Consider the following 12,680-nt stretch of genomic DNA (forward strand, 5'->3'; position numbering starts at 1 on the left):
GCGAGGGACGAATACCGACATGCGTCCAGGCCGCGACATCCCCGTGCCGCCGCCGGGCACGTCAGGTAAATGACGCCAAGATCCTTGCGGTCAAAACCGCTTGATCTCGATTCCGTATTTCCTCAACGCGTAACCAATCTGACGCGGCGTTAGCCCCAGCAGGCGCGCTGCTTTTGCCTGCACCCATCCAGATTTCTCCATGGCCGCAATGACTCGCTCGCGATCGGCGATCTTCGCGCCGCTTACGAGGACAGTGCCGGGAGGGGCAACCAGCGAGGCCAACTCGCTGCCGCCTGGCGGAGCCGGCGCGGTCGCTTCCGATGGCGGCGCGATCGACTTAGCCAGCACCGGCGTGCTCGGCACCGGTGGCATGATCATCTGCTCCGATGTACTTTTCCACAGCATCGCGGAAAGACATTGGCCGTGGCAACAAGCGAAATCATTTCTCACGATCGCTGGCCCAGCGGACAGCGTCGCCGTGCGCTGAATGCAGTTTTCGAGCTCTCGGACATTTCCGGGAAATCCGCAGTTCATGAGCACATCAATCGCGCTCGCCTCCAAGGTCAGCGTACGCCCGTTCTCGTTGTTGAAGTTCCTGAGAAACTCGCTGGCCAACAGCGGAATATCACTGCGCCGCTCGCGCAGCGGCGGCAAGAGCAAGGGAACGACGCTGATCCGATAGTAAAGGTCAGCACGAAACTCGCTCTTTGCCACGGCCTCTTCCAAATTCCTGTTAGTCGCTGCTATGACACGAACATCGACCTTGATGGTCTGGTTGCTGCCGACGCGCTCGAACTCTTGCTCTTGCAGAACTCGCAGCAACTTCGCCTGGAACGGCGCCGAAATCTCGCCGATCTCGTCAAGAAATAGTGTCCCTTTGTCAGCAAGCTCGAAGCGCCCCTTGCGCGAGCTGAACGCGCCGGTGAAGGCACCTTTTTCATGGCCAAACAATTCGGACTCCAAGACCGTCTCGGGCAGCGCCGCGCAATTCAGTTTGACGAAGGGCCGCTTGGCGCGAGATGACGACTCGTGAATAGCCTTGGCTACCAGCTCCTTTCCGGTCCCGGATTCACCGCGCAGTAGAACCGTGCTGTTCGATTTGGCTACGATCGCGATCTTCTCGAGAAGCCCACGGAGCGCCGGGCTGTCGCCAATGATGCCATGGGCGTGGACCTTCTTGCGATCCCGTGCAGGTTGCCTAAGCTCAAACAATTGCTTTTGTAGCCGGTCCTTCTCCACCATCAGCCGTTCGCGATCGCAAGCGAACAAGCGATGCAGCTTCACTGTCTGTCCCACCAGGTTAGCGATCATGGCGAGCAGCCGTGTATCGTGATCGAGCCGCAGACTCGACCTGTCGTCCCAGATACGGTCAATTGTCAGCGTACCGACGACCTTGGGATCGATGCGAATTGGAACTCCGATGAACGACACGGGCGCACTATCCGAGGCGCCCAGCACCTCCAGATCGGCAGCGCTGAATGCCGGCTCGGCTGCCACATTTTCGGCGACGAGAGGTCGGTCCGCCGCGACGATTTGGTCGATCGCCTTCCGGGGCAAGCGCATCCGGTAGCGTTCGTCGCTGCCTTCGCTCCAACCGGCACCCACGGTGATGTCTGGCGTCCCGTCATCGTCGAACAGTGAGACGATGCCGTGTCGCATCTGCACAAACGATTGCAGAAGTTCGAGGACGTTGGCCAATGTGACTTCAAGGCGGCAAGGAGCGTTCAGTATCTTCGATATTTCGAAAATGCCAGTCAGCGCGCTCTCGCGCAACGGCTCGACGGAAAGCTCACGTTCCGGCTCCACTTGTGAGGCGGGTCTTTCGCGTGCGGAAGCGATATGCAGCATGGGACGGTCTCCGATGTTTTGATCATTCTCCCTGGCGCCTTCTTCTGGTTTGCGAGCTTCGTTCTGCATGTCATTCTCGATCTAGCGCCAAGCGGTGACGAGATGACATAGAAGCGTAACAGCTTTTCGTGGCACGACGATAAACTTTCAGTGCGTTTTGTTTTGCGGAATGGGTGACCGACGCCAGCGTAGAACGCACGTTCCACTGCTGCAGCTCACGTCAGCTGCGTTGCCAGGCGAGGCCAATCACAGATGTTGCCCACCGTTGATCGGCAGCTCGGCACCCGTGACGTAGCTCGCAGCATCTGAGCACAGGAAGAAGATGACCTTGGCCACCTCGTCGGGCGTTCCCACTCTGCGCAGCGGGATGGTTGGCACAAGACGCGCTTCGGTGTCGGGCGACAACATGTCTGTCCCGATTTCGCCGGGAGCGATCGCATTCACACGAATGCCGTGCGGCGCATAATCATGCGCCATTTCGCGTGTGAGACTTGCAAGCGCCGCCTTCGATGTCGCATAGGCACTTCCAGCAAACGGATGCACCTTCGATCCGGCTATCGAAGTGACATTGACGATCGATCCTGACCCAGCTCTCAACTCGTCAAACAAGCCCTGCGCCAGCAGGATCGGAGCCACGAGATTGAGGTGGAAGACCCTCATCCATGTCTCGGTGGATGTCGTCAAGGACGTTAGCCGGTCCCCATTAGGTGTTTTGGGCGAAATCCCGGCATTATTCACCAGCGCATGCAACACTCCGCCGCTCAGGCGTTTCTTCACCTCGCTCACCGCGCGCGGCAGCATTCGATGGTCGCTTAGGTCGATCTGGACATGATCCTCGTTCCCTGATTCCCACGGGCAGCGCTCGCCGTCAAACGGTTGGCGCGCGCAAGAAATGATACGCCAGCCAGCTTCTGAAAATAGTTTGGCGGTAGCGTGACCAATTCCGCGCGACGCTCCCGTTAGCAGCATCGCCTTCCGTTCTCCTCGATGCACGCCAGCTCTATCGACATGAAAAGGACAAGTCGAGTGCATCGCCGATGGTGCGGCTGGGATCAGATCGTCATTTGGCAGATCGAGACCCACGCCCACCTCCTCTCCTGTTGCGTGCTCGCGCACTCCAAGCAGGAATTGGGCCACCATAACCGAGGCGACGCCGCTCCGGCTTTGCGACCTGGTGTCGCGCACGCAGAACGGTCTGGCGGTGGTTGCGAGGCGTAGCGTTGTCTTTGCGACAATAGTGGCGCGCTACCGACAAAATGTCAGGAGTCAGCTCTCGTTTGTGTCGCGCGCAAGACAGGTCACGAGGCGAACGCTCACTCCTGAACGCACAATCGAAGGCGCTAACCGCGGGCAGAGTTTGCGCAGCGCACCGATCGGTCAACGGAGTCCGGCCCGTCGCCGTAGCTCGAGCGATCCAAAGCTAACGTAATCATCATCGTACGTCCGATTTTCCTGCGTGGCTCTAACCTGCAGTTCACCGCCAATGATGGTCAGATTAGCCCCACCTCCGGGCTGTCTGTGGACAAGCATGCTCCCTGGCTGCGCCAGAACACCTTCAGAAGATCGCCCCAGCGAGGCACGGAAGACGAACTGACTGAGTGGATCTTTGCCCGGGACGTCCTTCGTCTGCATGGTCTGCGTTTCGTCGACGATCTCGCCCAGCTGAAGCCCATTTTTTCGCTGAAGGGGACATCGCGGCCCGCGAACAAAATTTGGGGCATCAGGGCCTAAAGGATCATGTCGGCTCCAGTGAACTGGACCCGCGGAGCATGACCAATTGAACCGGCTTGTTAAACTCACCGCTCCTGATCCCTCTCTTCACGCTGCCAGAGTCTCGCTCTGCTGCAGTTACTGTGGGCATGTGGTCAACGCATCAGCGTTGCCCTCCACCATGTCCGCAGCCTTCGCGGCCTGCATCCGTTCGCGCCAGACCGCCATCGCCGTGCGAAAGCCGTGCGCCTGATGAAGGCGACGACCGTTGTAGAAGGCGATCCAGCTCGCGACCTTTGCCTTGGCATCGTGGCAGCCGGCATAGCCCTTGAGATAGGTGTCCTCATGCCTCATGCTTGTGCGACCGCCACAACCGCTCGCGGAAGAACCTTATCTATCCAACGACCGCGGCCGTCCGTGGAGATCTTACCCCCTGCGTTCGCTAACGCGCCGGTGAAGGCCGGACTGGTGAATTGGCTGCTCTGATCGGTGGTGAGATCTCCGGAGTGTCATACTTCGCCAGCGCCTCGTCCAGAGCCGCTCCGAAAAACGAGACGTCCATCGTGTTCGACAACCGCCACGCCAGAACCGCACGGCTCGCCCAGTCGCTGATGGCGACGAGGTGAAGAAAGCCGCGGCCGATGGGCAGATACGTGATGTCGGCCGCCCATAGCTGGTTTGGCCGTCGATCGTCGTGTTGCGGAAAAAATAGGGATATGTCTTGTGGTCCGCACCGACCTCGTCGTGATCGGACTTGGTCCCAGTGCCGCGATGGCCATCTTCCGCATCAAGCGCTGCACCGCTTGCGATTGACCTGAAGCCCCTCACCCTTCAGCATCGCGGTCATTCGCCGCGAGCTCAGGAACTGCCAGGCGCTGAACAGCTCGTCGAGACGCCGCATGGGGGTAAGGTCGTTGTCGTTGGCCGGCCGTGGCGGCCGGCAGACCCCAGAGCGCGCGATACCAAGCAACATGCATTTCCGCCGAGTCGACAGCGCCATGTCGGCGCGATCGAGCATTTCTCGACGGTCCGGCGCGCTCACCTTCCGGACCTTCCCGCTAACCAATCGCGCTCGACTGTCAGTTGTCCAATCTTGGCGTGCAGCTTCTCGATCCTGCGTTCGCGAACGTCCCCGCTCTCTCGCCCGACACCCGCGTCAAAGGCCTGGGCCGCCTGGTCCAGCAGTTGCTTCTTCCAGGTATAGATCTGGTTCGGTGAACCTCATAGCGCTGGGCCAGATCGGCCGCCGTCGCCTGCTCCCGCATCGCTTCCAGCGCGATCTTTGCCTTCAGTACCGCGTCGATCTTGCGTCTCGTCTTCCATCATGCTTGCGTCTATCAACGGAGCAGCCTCTTCCAACCAAGCATGCGGTCCCAACAATCGGGGTCCATTTCACCACCATGCCGCAACGAATTTCGGAAACGGTGAGCGCGGTGATGGACAAAGGGTTTTCGAGCTGCGCCGCCATCCAAGCCGGGGGCGATTCCGACAGGTGCCGCGTGAGGACATGGCTGATGATGTTGTTGGCGAGAGCAAAGCCCATCCCGGTCGCCATTGCTCCCTCCTTCGCGATGCTGTCACGTCCAGATCAACGGCGCCGGATGCCCAACTTCCAACCCTTCCTCGTTCCACTTACGCGCAAGCGCTGTGGCGAGGTCGTGCTCCGTCTCCAGGCCTTGAGGCTCGAACTGCACGGCGTCCGCTTTTGTTAGCGTAGGTCAGCAATTTTCGATTCCCCGCTTGCGCAGCGTAATAGCGCCGACTGTGTCGACTGTCCCCAGTAACGCCGGCGGCGAGAATATGGGTGACCCTTCTCCGACGCCAGGATCAACGAGATTGACGAGGCTCGCGCGAGGCGATGACGAAGATCGCACGCTTTTGAGCGCGGCGGAGCAACTCTTCACGGATTTCGAGTGCCGCGGGCGCCAATTAGCTGTTGGCGGGTGGCATCCTTTGATGGAACCTCGCCGCCAGGAGCTGCTTTGGCAACAATTCTGCGCGCGGAGAAAAAGCGACAGTACTTCTCGATGCAAAGAGCGGCCAACAGATCAATCAGGCGAACAACAACTTTCATAGCGTCACAAGCTCTTGGGACGCTTCTTCAATCAAGATTAGCCGGCCCGGATCGTTCAGGTCGAATTCTACCACGCGTGGCGCAAACAGGCGGGCATAGCGCGTGAATGCGCTCGTCGGGGGAAAACGAATTGCAGTGTCGCACCTCGCAAGAAGATACATTTCGATAAGAGCGGAAAAGCCGCCCGCGGCTCCGAGCGCGCCACTGTGCAATGGTCCGGCTTGAGGCGCCTGGAAACTCTTTGGAACCGTGAAGACATCAGGAAATATCGCCGAGATCTCTTCGAGGACGACCGCACTGTCCGTGCAAAGGAACACTCTCGCAGGTTTTGCGTGCGGCAACGCTTTGGCCATTTCGACGGCATTGCAGACCTGTCGCAGGGCCCGCTCCGGATCGGTCCAATACGGGGTATGCCCCATAATGTCCTCGCCGTTGCCATGTCGAACATGCACGCCGATCATGCTGTATGGCTCAAACTGCTCGCGGTAGATCGCATCAATCCTGGCCTGAATCTCAGATCGTGGTTTGATGGTCCGAAAAATTTCCCGTTCTGCTTCTTGATCGCAGCGCCACATCAGGCAGGCGTCACACACAACAGTGTTCGCATCACTGTCTTGCTCGCTTTGAAACAATTGATCGAGTTCGTCGCGCTCTTTGAAAATTTGCTCGTCCGGCCGATAGACGCAGTCGATCGATGGCTTATTCCACCAACTCGGGAAGAATGGTCCTGGAAACGAGCGCTGATTGATCTGGTCGTCGCAAATCACCCGTACGCCGGCAATGTCTTGCACTGGTTCAAAGAACACTGGAAAGGCATTGATGAAGGGTTGGTCGAGATAACAGGATCCTCGCCAATCGATGACCAGGTTTCGCCCGGTCCGCTGTGCAAAACGCCAAGCTGCCGCCAGCGACCACAGGCAGTCACCGAATCCCGTACGTCGTCGGGAAACTACGAACCTATCATTCCTCGAACCGCTCTGCATGGCCTCCTCCCGGGCTCCTGGTTGGACAAGTGACGCCATTGTAGACATCTCATGTATCATCTCGTCCGACGTCACGACCTGAAATCGCGGTGCCGGCGAGCTGCGTCTGTAGAACTTCATAGCAGCGCTATCCGTGATGGGCCGCGTTCTCGCAACACTTTCCGTCTTGTCTTGAGTGGTGTTGCGGCGACGCGCCGATTTCAGCCGGATGCCCGATGCCCCTCGTGCGTCGGATGGCCTGGCCTCCTCCATGCAGGCATCGGCATGGCCATGCTCACGAGTTCCGGCTATGTTTCCCTTTACACTGTGTTGCGGCCGCAAGCTGCGCGCGGCGGATGCAGACGGATGCCTCGCAGCTCCCACACGAGGCGCAATTCCTTCACGAGATCTTCACGCCTGGCCTGGCCCAGCATGGTTGCGTCGAGCAGCCCGCCGAGCGACGCCTCGCCCTCGACCCGCATCAAGATCTCGAAAAGCTCCTGTGAGATGCGCATACTATCGCGGGTGGAAGGTCCCGTGCGGATCTCGCAGACCGTCTCCTGCCGATCGACCGCTACGTGAGAGCGGACACGATGTAGCGATGCATAGGGTGGCAATGAAACGCCCAGTGCACTCCAATCCTGCAATGTTGCCGTCCGCTTCTTGACCAGGAACGGCCCGACCACAAGTCCGTCTAAATCGGTTGTCAAGAACGTAACGATTGCGTCTGACACCGAATCAACGATCGGCTCGGCATTGTTGTTAAACGACGTGTTTAGAAGGATCGGTATTCCAGTTCGCTTCTTGAACGCGTTGATTAAATCCCAATAAGCGGGGTTGGTCTCGCGCGACACCGTTTGCAGCCGAGCGGTCCCGTCAACGTGCGTAATCGCACCGAGCACGCTACGCTGGGCTTCACGCACGCGAACCACAAAGTTCATGAACGGCAGCTCCCTCGTGCCGCCTGGAAGCTCGAAAAACTCGCTCGCATCCTCAACCAGTACAGACGGCGCAAACGGACGATAACTCTCGCGCTTTTTGACCATCTCGTTAATTCGGTTCTTGTTATCGGTTGGCCGCGGGTCCGCAAGAATGCTGCGGTTACCAAGCGCACGTGGGCCGAACTCAGAGCGGCCCTGAACCCAGCCGATTACAGCGCCATTTGCCATCCAGTCTGCCGCACTGGATGCTATGTCATCACTTCGTTGAATGTCGAGGTGGCCTGACCATGCGTTGAGCTCACGCTCTATGGCTTGCTCGTTGCCGAGATCGGGCCCCCAATAGACGCCCGACAGTCGCTCACGCGGCGCCGGCCTGCCCAGCTCGTTCGACACGATCAATGCAGCGCCCAGCGCACAACCGGCATCGTGCGCCGCGGGTTGAACAAAGATGTCGTCAAATAGCCCGGAATAAAGCAGCTTACCGTTCAGCGTGCAATTATGGGCTACCCCTCCAGCCAGGCACAAGCGTGTCATGCCTGTCGCTTCACGATGGTGCCGCAGGATGTGAAACACAATCCGCTCCAGCGCCTCCTGCAGCGAAGCGCTGACATCTCGATGTTGTTGGGTGAATGGCATTCCTTTTCGCCGAACCTCGATGTGGCGGACCAGGGCCGGAGCGATCCGATCCAGGTGAACGCGATAGCCACCCTTGTCCAACAACTCGTAGAACTGCGCGAAGAGTTCGCGATAGGGAGCGGGATCACCATACGGGGCAAGCCCCATCACTTTGTACTCGTCGAACAATCCGTAGCCGAGATATCGGATCGTCTCGAGATACAACAGCCCCAGGGAGTTACGTTCCGGGAAGCTTGCAAGTTGCGCAATTTCGATGCCAGACCCCACCGCCAATGAGCCGGAGAGAAAATCGCCACTACCGTCGATCGTAAAAATGAGACTTTGTTCGAACCCGGACATCGCAAACGCGCTCATGGCATGCGCTTCGTGGTGATTTACGAAGGAAAGCCGCGACGGATCGATCTCGGCGTCGAACTCCCGTGCCAGCAGCTGGCGCATCAACAGTTTGGCGTCCAACGGAACGGGCTTGGAAACAGAAAGACGCTCGAGCATTGTATTGCAGTAGGCTTCAGTCGCGTAGAACGCGATACGGTCGATCTCGCCGAGCCCAACCCCTGCGGTAGAAAGGCAGTATCGGATGGAGTTGCTCGGCAACTTATTGGAGTGCTTGACGCGGTTGAGGCGCTCCTCTTCGACGGCAGCGATCACGCGGCCATCCTGCACAAGGACCGCAGCGCCATCGTGAAGAAATGTACTCGGCAGCTCCGGCGATCTTTCATAGATTCTGTCAAGACCACCACTTAGTCCCAGGCACAACATCCAACTCTCCATTTGATCATGGCGGGAACGACAACTGCGTTCCACCCATCCAATCTGTGCGGTCACGCTCCGTCGGGTGCGCGGGCCAGACAACACAATACAACTTTTGCAATTCCGTCTCGGCGCCTAGCGACAGGCGCTCAGAAAGTCACGGTGCCGCCGTCCGTACCGATCGACCGAACAGACGGCCGGAGACGTTGCTCGATCGCGGCCTCTCAAGTCCATTGCAGCGGCCGCTGCGACAGACCAGGTCATCCCGAGCTACCGCACGACGCATCGTGACTGTGAATTTCTCCATTCTCGCTGAACTCACGTCAACGCAGCAGACGGCGCCGAAATACTGCTATCGACGCAAAAAAGGGCACGACCGTGTAAACGCAAAGCGCAGCGACATGCAGGGCAGCACTGTCGACACCGCGTTCGAGCATCGCTGGGCGAATAAGGTCGACCGAATGTGCGAGAGGCAACAAGCCGACGAAATGCTGAAATGAGCCGGGCAGTTGGCTCGTCGGAAAGACCACGCCACACAAAAACACCATAGGACTGAGGACAAGCGTCTGGTAAAACACGAAGTAATCGTAACTTGGCGCAAGAGATATGACGACCATGGCCAGGCTGCCGAAGACAAGGCCAGTAAGGGCGATTGCTGGCATCGCATACAGAACGGATAGCCAGGATGCATACCCCAGCGTGACAGCGACGATCCCGATCGCTGTTCCGGCCAGAACGGACTTACTGGCCGCCCACACCAGTTCACCCAAAACGATATCGCCAAGCGTGAGCTCAGTGAAGAGGATTGCTTCCCAGGTACGCTTGGCGTCCATGCGTGCAAAGGCTGCATACATGGTTTCAAAGGTCGCGGACGTCATGGCACTGGTCGCGACCATGCCTGCCGCAAGGAACGCGATGTACGACGTCCCCTCAACGCGCCCCACGATCAGCCCAAGGCCAAAGCCGAGGCCAAACAGATTGGTCAAGGGATCTGCGAGGTTTCCGAGAATCGATGCAAGCGCAACTTTCTTCCATGCGAGGAAGTTCCGACGCCATACCGCGATCCAGTTGTACGCGTTAGTGGGCATCACCGCCGCATAACTTTCACCCATCAGTCACTTCTCCATCTCGCGCCCGGTCAGCCGCAAAAACACGTCTTCGAGATTTGGGGAGCGCTGCAGAACACGAAGTCCCGCTCGCCCCCGCAGTTCCACGCGGACCTGCTCCGGATATGGCGCATAACAGAAGAGCGTCTCTCCACTCACTTCTATGTGCCGCGCATGGGGCCTGATCAGCTCGCGGAGCTGATGTGGATCACCTCCATAGATTTCGACCACGTTGCAGCCGATATGCTCGTCGATTAGCACATCTGGCTTGCCTTCGGCGATCTTGCGTCCACCCTCGAGGACACACAGCCGATCGCACAGGCGTTCGGCCTCTTCCATAAAGTGAGTAGTCAAGAAAATCGTCTTGCCCCGCGCAAGTAGAACTCGCAGACGCTCCCAAATCAGGTGGCGGGCGTGCGGATCCAAACCAGTCGTCGGCTCGTCCATCACGAGCAGATGCGGGTCATTTATTAGCGCGCGTGCCAAGGTCAGTCGCCGCTTCATGCCACCCGACAGTTCTGAGACCCGTGCGTCTGCCTTGGTTTCGAGCCGCGCGAACTCGAGCAACGATGGTACGACGGCTTCGATCTTGCGGGCGCTCATGCCGAAATAGCGACCAAACACCAGCAGATTCTCGCGTACGGTAAACTCAAGCTCAAGGTTGTCGAACTGTGGTACGACACCGACCCGCATGCGCGCGACACGCGCGCGCGCCGGTACAGGTTCATTGAGTATCATTATCTTGCCTGCGTCCGGCGAGATCATGCCGAGGAGCATACGGGCGATCGTGCTCTTGCCGGCTCCATTTGGCCCGAGTAGACCAAAGCACTCTCCGCGGGCAACCGAGAACGACAGTTCATCGACGATAATTCTGCCGCCAAATGACTTTCTGACGCCGGCAAGGTCGATTGCTACCGTGGACATATTCATCTTAGGCCGACTGGAGCCGTTTAGCCGGCGGTTGCTTCCTTACGACCGGCTTGGTCCAGAGCTGGCCATCACACCACACATGCTCAACGCGCCCCCATTGACAGGCCGCCGCGGCGTCCGGAAAGAATCCGCGCCCGTTCAGGTTCGCGCTCGTGTTGCAGAGCAACGGAAGCCCCGTAAGGCGCTCGAATTCGATGAGAAGCTCAGCGACTTTGTGTGGAGAGCTGCGGGAGATTGTCTGCAGTCGCGCCGAACCGTCCAGATGAATGACAGCGGGGATCTTGTCGCACCATTCCGCCCTGGTCTGATGATCGAACAGCATGTAGGGGTCCGGCGCACCTGGGTTGAATATCTCTGGCGCGCGATCCTCCAAGCAGATCGGCGCCACCGGTCGGAAGTGCTCACGACACTTAATGTCGTTGAGATGATCCTTCATCGCCGGTGACGTCGGAGCCGCCAGAATACTTCTGCCGCCCAACGCTCGCGGACCCAGCTCGGCGCGCCCGGACAGGAACACTACCGGCTTGTTGTCGGCGAGAATGGCGGCAAGCTCACGCAGACTGCACGGCTCGGCCTCCCATTCCGGCAACCCCTCGGAGGCCTGCAGAGCCGGACCGCTGTAAACAGACCATTCCAACGGTCCAAACCCATTTCGCGCCGCCATCGCCGCGCAAGCAGCACCTATTGCCGAGCCACTGTCATTCGGGAAAGGCGGTACCCACACCTCATCGAACAGGCCCGTCGCGCGAAGCGCACTATTCCACTTGATGTTGAGACCGCACCCACCTGCCACACATAGATTTCGTGCGCCCGGGAGAGAGGAGTGCTGCAACAGAACCATCGCGATTTCCCGAACCAGAAGACGTTCCAGGAACATATGGAACGAGGCAAGGATGTCCTCCGCTCGTTTGCCCGTAAGGCGCAATGCGCTTGTCTCGAAAAACTCGTGCGTGGCCGCAAGTAATGCTTCCGGATTGTGGATGTCTGCGCGGTAGCGACGAGCCTGCTCCGTGTCCGCGGCGAAGCGCTTCTCGTAGAGCTCTTGAAACACTGCGACAACGCCTTCGTCGACAGAGCCGAGCGCGATGTACGCCATCAGCTTGCCGGCGATGCCCAAATCCCAGCTGGTGCGGTTCGGCTGCCTGTATGGCCCGAAGTGAAGGCCGGCGGCAGCATAGAGCTGACCAATCATGGGAAACAGGGATCCCACGAGCCGCGCGCCGCGAGGCTCGACATAGTAAAGCCGGGGAAAGATGGAGCCGTCCCATACCAGACAGAACGCGGGTTTTCCGGTACTGGCAAAGGGGCTGGTGCTATAGGCCGACGCAACGTGGCCCGTGACGTGCGGGTAACTTTTATAGGGAAAGACCTTGTCGCCGAGGATCAGGCCAAAGCCTTCGACGGAATCAAGAAGGCCCTCAGCATGACGCTCGACATATGGCCCCCCTTTCAGCGTGATCGGCACCGCCCCACTAAGGACCTGGAACCGCGACTCGATCTCTCCATCCCAGCCATCGATGACGAACTGATCAATGTCTCGCGGATCAAGACCATGCTCCGCTAACGCACGCACGACCTCATCAAGGTTGTCGATGGATTGATAGCGCGGGTTGTTGCCGCGCTTTTCCTGCTCGGTGCAAAAGACGAGCCGCCCGTCCTCGACGAGAGCAATTGCGCCGTCATGTGTTAATTTGATGCCGCAGATGCGCATACGACCCCCTGA

At 58.9% G+C, this 12,680-nt stretch carries 12 protein-coding genes; all 12 read right to left on the bottom strand.

Features of this window, described 5'->3' with window-relative positions; translation table 11 throughout:
• Window positions 1–90: 90 nt before the first annotated feature.
• A complete protein-coding gene (gene nifA, locus J2R80_RS40240) occupies window positions 91–1,917 on the bottom strand; it encodes a nif-specific transcriptional activator NifA (protein WP_253640599.1) in 1,827 nt (608 codons plus the stop codon).
• Window positions 1,918–2,094: 177 nt separating this feature from the next.
• Window positions 2,095–2,931, bottom strand: a complete 837-nt coding sequence (locus J2R80_RS40245) for an SDR family NAD(P)-dependent oxidoreductase (RefSeq protein WP_375162632.1) — start codon at window positions 2,929–2,931, stop codon at window positions 2,095–2,097.
• A 765-nt stretch (window positions 2,932–3,696) separates the two neighbouring features.
• Complete coding sequence (locus J2R80_RS40250) at window positions 3,697–3,912, bottom strand: transposase (RefSeq protein ID WP_253640600.1); 216 nt, start codon at window positions 3,910–3,912, stop codon at window positions 3,697–3,699.
• An 88-nt stretch (window positions 3,913–4,000) separates the two neighbouring features.
• On the bottom strand, window positions 4,001–4,276 hold the full coding sequence (locus J2R80_RS43880) for a DDE-type integrase/transposase/recombinase (RefSeq protein WP_375162672.1): 276 nt from the start codon (window positions 4,274–4,276) through the stop codon (window positions 4,001–4,003).
• A gap of 69 nt (window positions 4,277–4,345) precedes the next feature.
• Window positions 4,346–4,576 (bottom strand): hypothetical protein, encoded by a 231-nt coding sequence (locus tag J2R80_RS40255; protein ID WP_253640601.1) that lies wholly within the window; start codon window positions 4,574–4,576, stop codon window positions 4,346–4,348.
• Window positions 4,577–4,846: 270 nt separating this feature from the next.
• The gene (locus J2R80_RS40260; RefSeq protein ID WP_253640602.1) at window positions 4,847–5,113 is read right to left on the bottom strand and encodes a hypothetical protein; all 267 of its coding nucleotides are present in this window, start codon (window positions 5,111–5,113) and stop codon (window positions 4,847–4,849) included.
• Window positions 5,114–5,458: 345 nt separating this feature from the next.
• A complete protein-coding gene (locus tag J2R80_RS40265) occupies window positions 5,459–5,632 on the bottom strand; it encodes a hypothetical protein (RefSeq protein WP_253640603.1) in 174 nt (57 codons plus the stop codon).
• Window positions 5,629–6,735, bottom strand: coding sequence for a nodulation protein NodZ (locus J2R80_RS40270; protein WP_305884584.1), 1,107 nt, complete (start codon window positions 6,733–6,735; stop codon window positions 5,629–5,631). The genes J2R80_RS40265 and J2R80_RS40270 overlap by 4 nt, the downstream gene beginning before the upstream one ends.
• A gap of 179 nt (window positions 6,736–6,914) precedes the next feature.
• Entirely contained in the window at window positions 6,915–8,930 is a 2,016-nt protein-coding gene (locus J2R80_RS40275) for a carbamoyltransferase (protein ID WP_253640605.1), read from the bottom strand.
• 314 nt (window positions 8,931–9,244) lie between these two features.
• Window positions 9,245–10,033: an ABC transporter permease gene (locus tag J2R80_RS40280; RefSeq protein WP_253640606.1), complete on the bottom strand. Its 789-nt coding sequence runs from the start codon at window positions 10,031–10,033 to the stop codon at window positions 9,245–9,247.
• Between the two features lie 3 nt (window positions 10,034–10,036).
• The gene (gene nodI / locus J2R80_RS40285; RefSeq protein WP_253640607.1) at window positions 10,037–10,957 is read right to left on the bottom strand and encodes a nodulation factor ABC transporter ATP-binding protein NodI; all 921 of its coding nucleotides are present in this window, start codon (window positions 10,955–10,957) and stop codon (window positions 10,037–10,039) included.
• A 1-nt stretch (window position 10,958) separates the two neighbouring features.
• Entirely contained in the window at window positions 10,959–12,668 is a 1,710-nt protein-coding gene (nodU, locus tag J2R80_RS40290; RefSeq protein WP_253640608.1) for a nodulation protein NodU, read from the bottom strand.
• Window positions 12,669–12,680 lie beyond the last annotated feature (12 nt).

Source organism: Bradyrhizobium sp. USDA 4541 (assembly GCF_024171085.1).
GTDB classification, from domain to species: Bacteria; Pseudomonadota; Alphaproteobacteria; order Rhizobiales; family Xanthobacteraceae; genus Bradyrhizobium; species Bradyrhizobium australafricanum.